The organism is Bacillus sp. URHA0034 (genome assembly GCF_056280405.1).
Map to the genome: position 1 here is coordinate 4,378,414 of NZ_JBWCDK010000002.1, position 15,373 is coordinate 4,393,786.

Sequence of the window (15,373 nt, forward strand, 5' to 3'; positions counted from 1 at the left end):
GGCCCTGTTTTCAGGGCCGTATGTGCAGCTGAAAGCGCCTGTCTAGGCGCTTCAGTATTTTCTTATTCAAAATGAATTTCTAATTGGATGGTCAAGTTTGTATAAATAACCATTTCCTTCACTTTTAACTTGTACCTTTTATCATTAATTTTGACTTGTTTATTTTCAATTATTTTTTTGAGTAAGTCTTTACTTTTATAGACTGTGTCGATATCTTTGGCGAGCATCATACTAATATCATCGTGAACGGAATCTTCTGTTTCTAGGACACTCAACGAGTCTAGCTTATATTTTTCTGCGTTTGTGATTTTAATATTTATCTTCTGGACCGTAAGCTGTTCAATATTGCGCCGATTAATTTCCTTATACTCATCCTGCCAAATCTTTTTCTCATTATTTAAGTCAACAATTTCCTGCTGCTGTTTATGGATTAACTCCGTGTTCTCTTCCTGCCAGACCCCGTTAATATATAAAAAAATACACCAGCTAATCGCTCCGCCAACAGCGGTTCCTGCAAAAAAACGCTGCCAGCCGGGTTTACGATATAATTGCGGTACTCTCATGACGAGATATGCTCCTGGGTTAACCAATTAATAATGAGTGCACCTGTTTGGGCCCCGCCTAAGGCCGACAGAATGAGCAAGAGTTGTTTAAAAAGATCCTTTGTATCCGCGTTAAATAAGCCTCTTTCAAATGTGTAAACTGCATCAAACGTTCCCCCAATCGCAGAAACGATCGCCCAGATCCTAAGTGCGGAGGATAATCGGTAGACGGTCGTAAGCGGTGGTTGTCCAGTTAAGAATGAAGCAATTCCTCCAATTAAGGAACCGCCAAGCACGACTCCTAGCGCGATAAAGTAGCCCTCAATAAAGGCTGGAAAAAAACCAATCTCTTTCATGCGCAAACCGCCCTTACAAATTGTTATATTCATTTATATGGACAAAGGTCCAGGAATATGAGTTAGTTCAATGAAATAAAGCAGTGTCTAGCCCTATCGCCCTTAGGAAAAAATAAACTGATTTTTCCTGATCAAGGCGCTTCCGCTTTTCGTATTGTCTAGCTGCAGCGCCCTAGCGGCTAGTGTCCTTCGCTCTCCGCCCTACGATAAGTCAACATCGAATCGCTAACGCTCTTCGTGTTTCCTTTATATCAGTTGGAGTGCTCCACAAGGAAGGCTTCGGCAGCATAAGCACCGCACGAGGAAAAGCGATAGCTTTTTCGAGGAGGCCATACGCCGCTGACCAGGGCGCTTCCGCTTTTCTATAAATAAGAACATATTTTCCTTTTTTCCTATTAAGCTCTATAATTAAATTAATGAAATTTTTTTAAGGAACGGTGTGACATTATGTCTTTTATTCACCTTCATGTGTATAGTGCCTATAGCTTGTTGACAAGCATGGCATCTGTCCCGGATTTAATTGAAAATGCCAAAAGAAAAGGGTTTAAAGCCCTTGCTCTGACGGACCGAAATGTAATGTACGGAACGATCGAATTTTATAAACTCTGTAAGAAAAATAACCTTAAACCAATCATCGGTTTAACGGTAGATGTTGAAAGTGAACGGACAGAAAATGAAGCCTATCCGCTTGTTTTACTTGCCGAAACAGAAGAAGGATTTAAAAATCTCTTAAAAATATCAAGTGCGGTGCAAACAAAGTCTAAAAATGGCCTTCCATTTAAATGGCTTAAATCATATTCAAGTGGACTAATCGCCATTTCTCCAGGTTTAGAAGGTGAAATTGAACAGTCAATTATAAATGGGGATGAGGAATATGCACGAAGGTTAATCCTTAAACTGGACCAGATCTTCGGGAACGGCAACTTTTTCTTATCTCTGCAGCAGCATCAGCTAGAAGCTGAAAAAAGGATTTACAAACAGTTTCTTGAGATTGCTAAGAGAGAAAACATTCCGCTTGTAGCGACAAACAGAGTCCATTATTTAGAAAAAGAAGATACGTTTGCACACGAATGTTTATTAGCGATTAAAAATGGCGATAAACTTCAGGATGAGCATAGAGAAAAACTGGATAGCGACCAGTTTTATTTAAAAAGTGCCGAAGAAATGGTGGATTGCTATTCAGAATATCCTATAGCCTTAGAAAATTCCTTGAAAATCGCGGCACGTTGCACAGTAAATATCGAACTTAATAAAACCTATTTACCGGCATTCCCAACCGAGCAGGGTGTTCCCGCTGAAGAGTTTCTTGATCATTTATGCGAAAAGGGTTTGTATGAACGGTTCACTAACCCGGATAAGGAATATTTAGACCGTTTGTCCTATGAACTTGCCGTGATTAAGCGAATGAAGTTTAGTAACTACTTTTTAATTGTTTGGGATTTTATGAGATATGCACGCGAGCATGATATTTTAACCGGACCAGGACGAGGCTCAGCGGCAGGTTCGCTTGTTGCTTATGTTCTTTATATCACAGACGTAGATCCGCTTAAGCATGAGCTATTATTTGAGCGGTTTTTAAATCCTGAACGAATCTCAATGCCCGATATTGATATCGACTTCCCTGATCATCGCCGGGACGAAGTAATCGATTATGTTGCGAAAAAATATGGGGAAATGCATGTGGCCCAAATTGTTACGTTTGGAACACTTGCTGCAAAGGCGGCTTTACGAGATGTGGGCAGAGCGTTTGGTTTAAATACAAAAGAATTGGAGTATTTATCCAGATTGGTTCCGTCCCGTTTAGGTATTGATTTGAAAGCGGCATATAATGAATCAGCACCTTTAAGAAAGTTCGTAAAGGATACGCCGCTGAACCAAAGGCTTTTTGACACGGCTCTCAAGCTTGAAGGTCTGCCGCGCCATACTTCCACACATGCTGCCGGCGTGGTCATTAGTGAGAAGCAGCTGGTGGAGTTAGTCCCGATCCAACGAGGGTCCGGGAATGTTTTTTTAACCCAATACTCAATGGAGTATCTCGAGGAGATTGGCTTACTAAAAATGGATTTTCTCGGTCTCCGGAACCTTTCACTAATTGAAACGATTTTATCTTCAATTTATCGGGATACGGGTAAGAGGGTGGACGTAAGGCAGGTACCGCTGCAAGATGTCAACACCTTTGACTTACTGGCCAGGGGTGAAACCACAGGAATATTTCAGCTTGAATCAGAGGGAATGAGGAAGGTTCTGATTCGCTTAAAGCCGTCTCGTTTTGAGGATATTGTCGCAGTAAATGCCTTATATCGTCCAGGTCCAATGGAGAACATTCCACTCTACATCGACCGGAAACATGGCAGGGCGGCGGTAGACTATCCACACCATGATTTAGAGTCCATCTTAGAGAATACATATGGAGTCATTGTTTACCAAGAGCAAATCATGCAGATTGCTTCCAAAATGGCGGGATTTTCACTTGGTGAAGCCGACCTGTTACGGCGCGCGGTAGGGAAAAAACAAAAAGAAGTATTGGACAAAGAGCGCTATCACTTCGTTCAAGGGGCGTTAAAGAAAGGATATACAGAAGGGCTTGCAAATGACATATATGATTTAATTGTCCGATTTGCAAACTATGGGTTTAACAGGAGTCATGCGGTTGCCTATAGTATGATTGCCTATCAACTTGCATTTTTAAAAGCTAATTTTCCGGTTCATTTTATGGCAGGTCTCCTTACTTCTGCAATTGGAAATGATACAAAAGTTGCTCAATATATCATGGAAACGAGGCAAAAGGAGATCAACGTCCTCCCCCCATCGATTAATCGAAGCAAATACTCCTTTCAGGTAGAAAAAAACGGAATCCGCTATAGCCTGGCAGCGATAAAAAATGTTGGCGCGGCAGCCCTTAAAGAAATATTCCAGGTCAGAAAACGGAAGAGGTTTGATGACTTATTTGACTTTTGTATTAGAGTTTCTTCTAAAGCAGTAAACCGAAAAACACTTGAATCTCTTGTTCATTCCGGTGCTTTTGATGAATTTGGCGAAGATCGTGCTGTTCTTTTAGCTAGTTTGGACGTGGCGATTGAACATGCCCAAATCTTTAAACCGGATGACGCTGATCAGTTTGCCTTATTTGAGGATGACATGATACCAAAGCCAAAATACGTCCAAGTAGACTCGATTAGTCTCGAAAATAAATTGGCCTTTGAAAAAGAGGCGCTAGGCTTCTACCTATCTGACCATCCGATCTCCATTTATGAAAAAAGGCTTAAACTTAGCGGTGCCTCTCTGTTATATCAATTAGGTCCGGAAGTAAAGAGGGCTGTTTCGGGTGTTTATATTTCAGCGATGAAATCGATTCGTACAAAAAAAGGAGACTCGATGGCCTTCTTAACCATAAGTGATTCGAGCGGTGAAATGGAGGCCGTGGTATTCCCAAATGTATATAAAAGGTTTCAGGTAATATTGAAACAAGGAAGCCTTGTACTTCTCGAGGGGAAAATGGAGGAAAGAGAAGGACAGCTGCAATTTATTATTCAGCAAGTGTTTGATATAGAAGATTGGCTGCAAAACAATTCCAAGAAGCAAGCTGTTCTATATTTAAAAGTATCCTCTGGTTTGAGGGATGAAACATCCCTAACAAAGATAAATCAATTATTAAAAGAAAATAAAGGGAACGCCCCTGTTATTCTCCACTATGAAGATAGCCGTAAAACGATTAGGTTAGGTGACGAGTACAGAGTGAAACCTGAACAGGATTTACTGCAGAAACTGAGAAACATTCTTGGTTCAAAAAACGTGGTCCTAAAGGAATAATTCTTTACAACTTCCCTAGATATGTTATAGTGGTAAAGAGACAAGTGTGGTCTGACCACTATAGCTGACAATAAGTGAATGGGTATTATTATTTTTATATATAATTTTTTTAGGGGTGACAGTTCTTGACTTTACGTGAAGAAGCATTACATATGCATCGAATTCATAAGGGAAAGTTAGAGTCAAAATCCAAGGTTCCAGTTCGAAATGCACATGATTTAAGTTTAGCCTATTCACCAGGTGTGGCAGAGCCATGTAAAGACATCTATGAAAAACCGGAAACAGTTTATGATTATACCATGAAAGGAAATATGGTTGCCGTTGTTTCCGATGGTACAGCTGTTTTAGGGTTAGGTAACATTGGACCAGAAGCCGCTCTTCCAGTGATGGAGGGCAAAGCTGTTCTTTTTAAAAGCTTTGCCGGAGTGGATGCCTTTCCCATTTGTTTAAACACAACAGATGTTGATAAAATCGTTGAAACGGTTAAGTTGCTCGAGCCAACCTTTGGGGGAGTAAATCTCGAAGATATTGCTGCTCCTAACTGTTTTGTGATTGAGGAAAGATTGAAAAGGGAAGCCAATATTCCTATTTTTCATGATGACCAACATGGAACTGCGATTGTTACTGTAGCAGGACTTGTCAATGCCCTTAAAATTATTGGAAAGAAAATGACTGAAATAAAGGTAGTTGCTAGTGGAGCAGGTGCTGCTGGGATTGCCATTATCAAGTTGTTATATAGCTACGGAGTCAGAGATATCATCATGTGTGATACAAAAGGCGCGATTTATGAAGGCCGGCCGCAGGGGATGAATTCAGTCAAAGCGGAAGTAGCGAAATTTACGAACCGGGATAATCAACAAGGAAGTCTCGCCGATGTGATTAAAGGTGCCGATGTCTTTATCGGAGTATCGGTTGCAGGAGCATTAACCAAGGATATGGTTGCGTCCATGAATCCAGACTCGATCATTTTTGCCATGGCGAATCCTGATCCAGAGATTATGCCGGAAGAAGCAAAAGCTGCAGGGGCAAAAGTCGTTGGAACTGGTCGTTCTGACTTTCCTAACCAAGTTAACAATGTCCTTGCCTTTCCGGGGATTTTCCGCGGAGCCCTTGATGTTCGGGCAACGCATATTAATGAAAAAATGAAAGTGGCAGCAGTGGAGGCCATTGCCGGATTAATTAGCGTGGATGAACTGCATGCTGACTATGTTATCCCAGCACCTTTTGACCCAAGAGTAGCACCAAATGTTGCTGCTGCAGTGGCCAAGGCCGCTATGGAAACAGGTGTAGCCCGTCTAAAAGTTGATCCAGAGGATGTTAAGGAAAGAACACAAAGGCTCGCAATCATTGGTAAAAGTGAGTGATTCGTAAGTGACGAATACCAAAGTTTATTTAGAGATTGTGAAGCAATTAAGAGAAATGATTACAATTGACGGTCTCAAGACCGGCGATAAAATCCCATCTGAACGTGAATTGTCGGAGCGCCTGAATTTCGGGCGCTCTTCGGTTCGCGAAGCACTTAGAGCGTTAGAATTACTTGGTTTAATTGAGACAAGAAGAGGCGAAGGAACCTATATAAGAGATTTTCGCGGTCATCAGCTTGTCCAACTTCTTAGCACTTTTATTTTGCAGGATCAAAAAGCTAAGCATGATGTATTTGAAACCAAAAACTATATCGAAATGGATTGCTTGCATTTAGTACTCCAAAAAGCAGATAATCAGGAAATAAATAAGATTAAGGATTGGTTTGAAATCACGGAACATTTCTCTGATGATGAATTTTTCCAGAGATTTATGGAGCTGTCCGATAACCACTTATTCTTGCGATTATGGTCCATTTTAAAAGAGTATTATCATTCACTTGAAGAAAATCATCTAATCTATAAGCGGGAACACTATCTAAAATTATTAAACGCTATAGCTGAAAAGGATCTTGAAAAAACACTATCTGCGTATAAAAAACTTCGAAATTTGTCAAACTTTACCGACAAATACTAACAGATTTTGAACTATGTTTATTTTATAGTGAAAGTTATACAAGCCTGTTAGGAGGGCTATTTTTTAGTCAATTTCCCGTCTGACCACGTTGGAATGCAATAGGTATGAAGTGGAGGCAGGATAGAAAGACTTCTATATAGCAATAATTGGAGAATCTTGCCATAGGCAGGTCGCGTTACACAAGGGAGGTTTTAATTTGGCGCTTAAAGATCTTTTTACAAAAAATCAACCAAAAAAGAAGAAATATGCAACAATAACAAAAGAAACGGCAAAGAATGACGTGCCGGAAGGAATTATGTCTAAATGTCCTTCATGTAAGAAAATTATGTATACAAAAGAATTAGTGAAAAACGCAAAGGTATGCCTGCATTGCGGCTTTCATTTCCAAATGACGGCAAAAGAACGAATCGATAGTTTTATCGATGAAGGAAGTTTTGTGGAATTAAATGAGGAAATGGTATCGGTTAATCCACTTGATTTTCCCGATTATCTGGAGAAGCTTGAAAAAGACCGGCAAAAAAGCAATCTAAACGAAGCCGTAGTAACCGGCATGGGGACGGTTAACGGTCATAAGATTGTCTTGGCCATTATGGACGCTTCATTCCGAATGGGAAGTATGGGTTCAGTTGTTGGTGAAAAGATAACGAGGGCCATTGAAAAAGCAGATGAATTGTCGCTTCCATTTATTATTTTTACAGCATCAGGCGGGGCAAGAATGCAAGAGGGGGCCCTAAGTTTGATGCAAATGGCCAAGACTAGTGTTGCTTTAAAGAGATTTAGTAATAATGGCGGCCTTATTATCTCAATGATGACCCACCCAACAACAGGCGGAGTCTCTGCAAGCTTTGCTTCCCTGGGTGATTATAACTTTGCTGAACCTGGAGCATTAATTGCCTTTGCCGGCCGCAGAGTTATTGAACAATCGATTCGTGAGGAATTGCCGGAGGATTTCCAAACGGCAGAGTTCCTGTTAAAACATGGCCAGCTTGATGCCATTATTTCCCGCCAAGACTTAGTGGAACAAATTACAAATATATTAGAAATTCATCAACCTGGAGGTGAACTCGAATGGTAGGAGAATTAGAATTCGAACGCCCAATTGTGGAGTTAAGAAAGAAAATTACTGAACTAAAAGAGTTCACTAAGACAGCAGATGTTGATTTAAGTTCAGAAATTAAAAAGTTAGAGGCTCGACTTGAGAAACTAGAGCAAGACATATATGAAAATATTAAGCCGTGGGACAGGGTTCAAATTGCTCGACTTTCCAGCAGGCCGACCACTCTGGATTATATTTCTTATCTTTTCGATGGTTTTTTTGAGTGCCATGGTGATCGCACCTTTGCTGATGATGAAGCCATTGTTGGCGGTGTAGCCAAGTTTAAAGGATTACCGGTTACAGTTATTGGTCATCAACGGGGGAAAGATACGAAAGAAAATATCCGCAGGAACTTTGGAATGCCTCATCCTGAAGGCTACAGAAAAGCTTTGCGATTAATGAAGCAGGCTGATAAATTTAACCGACCTATTATTTGCTTCATTGATACTAAGGGGGCATATCCAGGGAAAGCTGCTGAAGAACGAGGTCAGAGCGAAGCCATTGCTCGAAATTTATTTGAAATGGCTGGCCTGCGGGTCCCAGTTATTTGCGTTGTAATTGGAGAGGGCGGCAGCGGCGGTGCGCTAGCACTCGGTGTTGGTAACCGTATTTATATGCTCGAAAATTCAACTTACTCTGTTATTTCACCTGAAGGAGCAGCCGCAATTTTGTGGAAGGACGCATCTCTAGCAAAAAATGCAGCGGAAACAATGAGAATTACTGCTCCAGACCTAAAAGATTTGGGTATTATTGATGATATTATTCCAGAGATTAAAGGCGGAGCTCAAAAAGATGTTAAAAGACAGGCAGAGGAAATTGAGAAGGTATTAAAAGCATCACTAGTAGACTTATTAAAACGGTCTGAAGAAGAATTAATAGCAGACCGGTATAACCGGTTTAGAACCATTGGCGAATACACAGTTGCGGAAAATTACATTAGTGTAAATTAACGAATCGTGCTCTCAATGGGCACGATTTTTTTTTCAAAGTTCACATTTTATTCACGAAAAATCCCTGAAAATGTTAAAGATAACGATTACATTTTAATATAAAGCGTTACCAATTTACTAATTATTTCGTCTATTACAATTACTAATATGAATCGGTTGTTAACGCGTTTTGTTCATGTTATTTTATAAATATTCGAGGATTTTATGTTAATAATAATAAAGTGCTATGAAGTTTAGGCTTAATTAATTCATTTACTAACGATGTGTACATACGGTTCAAATTGATTATTGGGGTGATAGACATGAAAAAAATAGGCGTTCTTACAAGTGGTGGGGACTCTCCGGGGATGAATCCAGCCATTCGTGCTGTTGTTCGTAAAGCAATTTTTCATAATGTAGAGGTTTATGGTATTTATGGTGGCTATGCAGGATTAGTCAGCGGAAATATAAAAAAACTTGAGCTAGGTTCTGTGGGTGATATCATTCATCGTGGTGGTACTATGCTTCAGTCTGCCCGACTTCCTGAATTTGCAAATCCAGAAGTCCAACAAAAAGGAATTGAGCAGCTGCGTGTACATGGTATTGAAGGACTAGTTGTTATCGGCGGTGACGGTTCCTACCGCGGTGCGAGAGCTTTAACGCAGAAAGGATATCCATGCGTTGGTGTACCTGGGACAATTGATAATGATATTCCTGGAACAGAATTGACAATTGGCTTCGATACGGCCCTTAATACAGTAATCGATGCGATTGATAAAATTCGTGATACGGCAACCTCCCATGAAAGAACCTTTGTTATTGAAGTAATGGGACGTAATGCTGGAGATATTGCATTATGGGCTGGACTAGCAGGCGGTGCGGAAACGATCTTAATCCCAGAAGAAAATTATGATATGAAAGAAGTGGCTGAAAGACTGCGTAGTGGTCATGAGCGCGGTAAAAAGCATAGTATCATTGTTGTCGCTGAAGGGGTATGCAGTGGCTATGAATTTGCCCGCCAGCTTAAAGAAACCACTGAATTTGATACTAGAGTATCGGTATTGGGACATATCCAGCGAGGTGGCTCGCCGACCGTAGCGGATAGGGTGCTAGCAAGCAGACTTGGAGCCCGTGCGGTTGAATTGCTAATTGAAGGAAAAGGCGGACGTGCCGTAGGAATTGAAAATAATAAGCTTGTTGACTACGATATTATTGAAGCCTTAGAGAAAAAACATACGCTCGACCTTGACTTATTCAAATTATCTAAGGAATTATCAATATAGGAATTGGAGTTTGTCTTGTCTAAAAATAGGAGGAAAACAGCATGCTACGAAAAACAAAAATTGTTTGTACGATTGGACCAGCAAGTGAATCTGTTGAAAAATTAACTCAATTAATTAATTCGGGGATGAATGTTGCCCGATTAAATTTTTCTCATGGTGATTTTGAAGAACATGGGGCAAGAATTAAAAATATTCGGGAAGCTTCTGCGCAAACTGGAAAGACTGTAGCTATCCTGCTCGATACGAAGGGCCCTGAAATTCGTACAAATAACATGCAAAACGGGGCAATTGACCTTGAAGCAGGCAAGAATATTATTGTTTCCATGACTGAAGTAGAAGGAACCACAGATAAATTTTCAGTTACATATTCTGGATTAATTGAAGATGTTCATGTAGGCTCTAAAATTCTTTTAGATGATGGATTAATTGGTCTTGAGGTTACTGACATCAATCAATCCGAAAAAGAGATCCATACTAAAATTTTAAACAGCGGTACATTAAAAAATAAAAAAGGTGTAAACGTTCCGGGTGTCTCAGTAAATTTACCAGGGATTACAGAAAAAGATACCCAAGATATTTTATTTGGGATCGAACAAGGCGTTGATTTTATCGCAGCATCGTTTGTCCGCCGTGCGAAGGATGTACTAGAAATTCGTCAGCTTTTGGAAGAAAATAATGGAGCACACATTCAAATTATTCCAAAAATTGAAAATCAAGAGGGCGTCGATAACATCGATGAAATTCTTGAAATTTCTGATGGATTAATGGTTGCTCGTGGAGACCTTGGTGTAGAAATTCCAGCTGAAGAAGTACCACTTGTACAAAAAATGCTGATCAAGAAGTGTAATGCGCAAGGAAAGCCTGTTATCACGGCTACCCAAATGCTTGATTCCATGCAGCGTAACCCTAGACCAACTCGTGCGGAAGCTAGTGACGTTGCTAATGCTATTTTCGATGGTACGGATGCAATTATGCTATCCGGCGAAACAGCTGCAGGACAATACCCTGTAGAAGCTGTACAAACTATGCATAATATTGCTTCAAGAGCAGAGCAAGCTTTGGATCATAAAGAAATCTTATCCAGCCGCAGCAAGGACACAGAGCACAATCTTACAGATGCAATCGGTCAATCTGTAGCACATACCGCTTTAAATCTCGAGGTTAAATCGATTATTACACCAACTGAGAGCGGCCACACAGCTAGAATGATTTCTAAATATCGTCCAAAAGCAGCTATTGTTGCTGTGACAGCTAATGAAACCACAGTTCGTCGTTTGCAGTTAGTTTGGGGTGTTTATCCACAACTTGGCAGAACTTCAACAACCACTGACGAAATGCTCGATGCAGCAGTTGAGGAAAGCTTAAATAGCGGCATTGTTAAACATGGTGATTTAGTTGTCATCACCGCTGGTGTACCAGTTGGGGAAGCAGGCACAACGAACATGATGAAGATTCATGTAGTGGGCGATTTTATTACAAAGGCACAGGGAATCGGACGCCGTTCTGCATTCGGTAAAGTAGTGGTTGCCCATGATGCAAAGGAAGCATTAGAAAAAGTAAAGACAGGTTCCATACTTGTAACAATTGGTACTGACCGTGATATGATGCCAGCTATTGAAAAGTGTGCGGCAATCATTACGCAAGAAGGTGGTTTAACCAGCCATGCAGCGGTAGTTGGTCTTAACTTAAGCATTCCGGTTATTGTTGGTGTTGACCGTGCCCTTGAGCTCTTTAGAGATGGTCAAGAAATCACTGTTGATGCAACCAGAGGAATTGTCTATAACGGTCATGCAAGTGTACTATAATCGTTAAGCCTTCTTAATGAACAGAATGAAAATGAAATAGAAAATATGAAAAAACGTCAGCACCCTTTGGTACTGACGTTTTTTATATCATTTACTTTGATTTCTAGGTCAACTTATGCTTCTCGGCCCTTAATAAACGCCCAGACATCATGGAAAACATTTGCTCTTTTTAGGGTGGTAATAATCACGAGGGTCACTGGACCAACAATTAAGCCAAGAAATCCTATTAATTTAAAGCCTGCGAATAAGGCTATAAGGGTGGCTAACGGATCAAGACCGATACTAGATGAGAGAATCTTCGGCTCCATGATTTGACGCTGGACAAGGACAATTATATATAGAACACCTAATCCAATTGCCAGTCCCATATCACCGCTAATAGAGGCATAAATAATCCATGGCACAAAGACAGCACCTGTACCCAAATAAGGGATAATATCCACAATTCCTGTTGCTAGTGCAATCGTTATTGCATAATCTACTCTAAGAATGAGCAAACCAATGAGAATAATGACAGTGGTAATTGATATTAGGGTCAGCTGTGCTTTGATAAAGCCAAATAATGCCTTCTTTAAGTCTACAAAAACCGTTTTTCCACTAGTTTTCGCTTTTTGCGGCAGTATTCTACCGCCCATTGCAGACAAGTGATACCAATCCTTGCTGATAAAGAAGGTGGCTAATAAAGAGAAAATGAGAACAGTGGCAGCATTGGGAAACCATGAAAGGATATTCGGTATATTACCAAAAAGATTCTTAATAAATGTCCCAACTGTAGAGCCGACCTTAGCCCCTACATTTTGAATATTGCCAATGATTGTGTCCTGTTGACCCGCATCCAGCTTATTAAACACACTTGTTAATTGGTTGTATAAGGGAATAATTTGGGCTGTAAAATAATCCTCTAGGTAATTAATCAGTGTATCAAGATGTTCCGGTACGACTGTAGCCAAATAGGCGGCACCAGAAACAATTTCAGCGACTAACAGCGTAATTAAACCGGCACATAAAGCAAATATCACGATTAAGGCAATGAGAACGGCAAGTACGCGAGGCATTTTTGCCTTTTTCTGAAGGAAATCGACAAAAGGATTAATCAGAAAGGCAATGATTAAACCTATTAAAAACGGATAGGTGACTTTTGACAAAAAGTAAAATAAATACAACGCCAAAAACACACCGCCTGCGACAAGTAAAAATCGTATGGTCCGGTATATATATTTAAGCTCCAAAAGCAGCCCTCCTTTAGACTAAATTTAATATCAGTTTAACATTTTATGATGGAAACTGCATAATTTTCCAGGAAAATTTATTCTCTAAAAATATTACGAACCAATACAAAAAAAGTTTCACTCAGGTAAAAAAAGAAAAAATGAAAAATAATTAAATCTGTCTATAAATAAATAGTATGGTACGATAATTTGGAAAGGATTGGTGAAACCATGTTGAGCGAATCATTATTATTCCTCCTGCTTTTACTCGTAATCGGGTTAATCGCGAAAAATAGTTCTTTAATGATCGCTATTGCTGTCCTGCTTTTATTGAAGGCGGGAGGTTTAGAGGCAAAATCTTTTTCTTTTATACAGTCAAAGGGGATTAACTGGGGGGTAACGCTGATTACCATTGCAGTGCTCGCACCCATTGCCAGCGGAGATATCGGCTTTAAAGATTTAACAGCGTCTTTTAAGTCACCATATGCTTGGGTTGCTCTAATTTCAGGGGTGCTGGTGGCATTACTCGCCAAGGGCGGCGTTAAACTGCTGGCAGATGACCCGCAGATCACAACCGCTTTAGTACTTGGAACCATTCTGTCAGTTTCAATTTTTAAAGGTGTAGCAGTAGGGCCTCTGATTGGCGCTGGTATTGCCTATACAGCCATGAAAGTATTCGGATTTTTTAGCTAGATTTTTTGTGAAATAATATTTTTTTGCTTTTTTCGGTGTCTTTTCATTCACAAAAATCTGATAATTGTTTATAATAGGCTTGTAAGCGTATCCTTATTTACATAATCCATATATAAATGCTGAATTACTTGTAAATTATTTTTTTAATGATTGATAAGAATACACTTTTCTTGGATTGATTCCGAGCAATCGCTCAGTCAAAAGAACGAAGAAGCAGGGCGCCGCTTGACGAAGGCAACCACCATAAATAAGCTTTTAACTCAACTGAAACTGATCAGTCGCTTTCAGTTGTTATAAGATTTTTGCCAGATCAAAGATATAACGGTCTGATCTGGCATAAGTGTAATGATGAGCTGACTAATTTGCAAAAAGTAAATGTCAGCAGACAGTTTTTTTAGAAAGATGGGGAAATTTAGAATGTGAGGAGAGATTTTTCTATGACAGTAACACGCGGTCTTGAAGGGGTAGTGGCAACAACATCTTCCATAAGCTCTATTATTGATGACACACTGACATATGTTGGCTATGACATTGATGACTTAGCAGTAAATGCTAGTTTTGAAGAGGTTATTTATTTATTATGGCATCGAAGATTACCGAATGCAGAAGAGTTAGCGGAGCTAAAAATACAGTTAGCTGAAAACTCAGCCCTGCCCCCGGAAGTCATCCAGCACTTTAAAATGTATCCAATTAAGAAGGTGCATCCAATGGCAGCCCTTCGTTCAGCAGTTTCCTTGTTAGGTTTATATGATGATGAAGCAGACATAATGGACGATGATGCTAACTATCGAAAAGCAGTTCGTCTGCAAGCAAAAATGCCTGCCATTGTAACCACGTTTGCCCGGGTGAGAAAAGGGCTTGAACCAGTGGCACCACGAAAAGATTTAAGCTTTGCAGCTAACTTCTTATATATGTTAACCGGGAAAGATCCGGAACCAATTGCGGTAGAAGCGATGAATAAGGCATTGGTGTTACATGCAGACCATGAGTTGAATGCATCTACCTTTACTGCCCGTGTGTGTGTCGCGACATTATCTGATGTTTATTCAGGTATTACATCTGCCATTGGTGCCTTAAAGGGACCACTTCATGGCGGTGCAAATGAAGCGGTAATGAAAATGTTATCTGAGATTGGCACTCTCGAAAATGTTGAACCATACGTTCGCGGTAAACTCGCAAACAAAGAAAAAATCATGGGATTTGGTCACAGGGTATACCGGAAAGGCGACCCTAGAGCAAAGCATTTAAAAGAAATGTCTAAGAAATTGACTGAGTTGACTGGGGAACCACACTGGTATGATATGTCTGTTCAGATTGAAGCCATTGTGACAGGCGAAAAGAAATTACCGCCAAACGTGGATTTTTATTCAGCTTCTGTGTATCATAGCTTAGGGATTGACCATGATTTAATGACACCAATCTTTGCGGTAAGCCGTGTCTCAGGCTGGTTAGCTCATATTTTAGAACAATATGAAAATAACCGTCTAATCCGTCCACGTGCCGAATATACAGGTCCTGGCATGCAAAAATATGTGCCAGTTGAGCAAAGAGGTTAATATTTTACTTTTTTTCAAAAAATTGATTCAATAGAATTGAATTAATAAAGGTTAGAGGATTAACGCTCTAACCTTTGATTCAGTCTTTTGATAGATC

12 protein-coding genes are annotated in these 15,373 nt (G+C 40.1%); 9 read left to right on the forward strand and 3 right to left on the reverse strand.

Annotated elements, in window-relative coordinates; genetic code table 11:
- Nucleotides 1-62: 62 nt before the first annotated feature.
- Nucleotides 63-563, reverse strand: a complete 501-nt coding sequence (ytrI, locus tag ACZ9EE_RS23005) for a sporulation membrane protein YtrI (RefSeq protein ID WP_476030880.1) — start codon at nucleotides 561-563, stop codon at nucleotides 63-65.
- Nucleotides 560-898, reverse strand: a complete 339-nt coding sequence (ytrH, locus tag ACZ9EE_RS23010) for a sporulation membrane protein YtrH (protein WP_098532796.1) — start codon at nucleotides 896-898, stop codon at nucleotides 560-562. The genes ytrI and ytrH overlap by 4 nt, the downstream gene beginning before the upstream one ends.
- A 447-nt stretch (nucleotides 899-1,345) precedes the next feature.
- On the opposite strand from ytrH, the gene dnaE reads away from it, so the two are divergent.
- The 7 genes from dnaE (at nucleotide 1,346) to pyk (ending at nucleotide 11,819) form a co-directional block, all read left to right on the forward strand.
- Entirely contained in the window at nucleotides 1,346-4,708 is a 3,363-nt protein-coding gene (gene dnaE, locus ACZ9EE_RS23015; RefSeq protein ID WP_476030882.1) for a DNA polymerase III subunit alpha, read from the forward strand.
- Nucleotides 4,709-4,833: 125 nt separating this feature from the next.
- Nucleotides 4,834-6,072, forward strand: coding sequence for an NADP-dependent malic enzyme (ystJ, locus tag ACZ9EE_RS23020; protein ID WP_476030884.1), 1,239 nt, complete (start codon nucleotides 4,834-4,836; stop codon nucleotides 6,070-6,072).
- Between the two features lie 7 nt (nucleotides 6,073-6,079).
- Entirely contained in the window at nucleotides 6,080-6,706 is a 627-nt protein-coding gene (locus tag ACZ9EE_RS23025; protein ID WP_476030886.1) for a FadR/GntR family transcriptional regulator, read from the forward strand.
- A 196-nt stretch (nucleotides 6,707-6,902) separates the two neighbouring features.
- Entirely contained in the window at nucleotides 6,903-7,781 is an 879-nt protein-coding gene (accD, locus tag ACZ9EE_RS23030) for an acetyl-CoA carboxylase, carboxyltransferase subunit beta (protein WP_476030888.1), read from the forward strand.
- Nucleotides 7,775-8,752: an acetyl-CoA carboxylase carboxyl transferase subunit alpha gene (gene accA, locus ACZ9EE_RS23035; protein WP_476030890.1), complete on the forward strand. Its 978-nt coding sequence runs from the start codon at nucleotides 7,775-7,777 to the stop codon at nucleotides 8,750-8,752. Before accD ends, accA begins: the two co-directional genes overlap by 7 nt.
- 302 nt (nucleotides 8,753-9,054) lie before the next feature.
- Nucleotides 9,055-10,014 (forward strand): 6-phosphofructokinase, encoded by a 960-nt coding sequence (pfkA, locus tag ACZ9EE_RS23040; protein ID WP_476030892.1) that lies wholly within the window; start codon nucleotides 9,055-9,057, stop codon nucleotides 10,012-10,014.
- A gap of 41 nt (nucleotides 10,015-10,055) precedes the next feature.
- Nucleotides 10,056-11,819 carry a pyruvate kinase gene (gene pyk, locus ACZ9EE_RS23045; RefSeq protein ID WP_476030894.1) on the forward strand — a complete coding sequence of 588 codons (1,764 nt, stop codon included), beginning with the start codon at nucleotides 10,056-10,058 and terminating at the stop codon, nucleotides 11,817-11,819.
- A 113-nt stretch (nucleotides 11,820-11,932) separates the two neighbouring features.
- Here the strand turns inward: pyk and ytvI are convergent, their stop codons facing one another.
- The gene (ytvI, locus tag ACZ9EE_RS23050; RefSeq protein ID WP_476030896.1) at nucleotides 11,933-13,048 is read right to left on the reverse strand and encodes a sporulation integral membrane protein YtvI; all 1,116 of its coding nucleotides are present in this window, start codon (nucleotides 13,046-13,048) and stop codon (nucleotides 11,933-11,935) included.
- 210 nt (nucleotides 13,049-13,258) lie between these two features.
- Between ytvI and ACZ9EE_RS23055 the strand changes: the two genes are divergently transcribed.
- Together ACZ9EE_RS23055 and citZ are read left to right on the forward strand one after the other, a co-directional pair.
- Nucleotides 13,259-13,720: a DUF441 domain-containing protein gene (locus ACZ9EE_RS23055; RefSeq protein WP_476030898.1), complete on the forward strand. Its 462-nt coding sequence runs from the start codon at nucleotides 13,259-13,261 to the stop codon at nucleotides 13,718-13,720.
- A 437-nt stretch (nucleotides 13,721-14,157) separates the two neighbouring features.
- Nucleotides 14,158-15,276 (forward strand): citrate synthase, encoded by a 1,119-nt coding sequence (gene citZ, locus ACZ9EE_RS23060; protein WP_476030900.1) that lies wholly within the window; start codon nucleotides 14,158-14,160, stop codon nucleotides 15,274-15,276.
- Nucleotides 15,277-15,373: the final 97 nt, after the last annotated feature.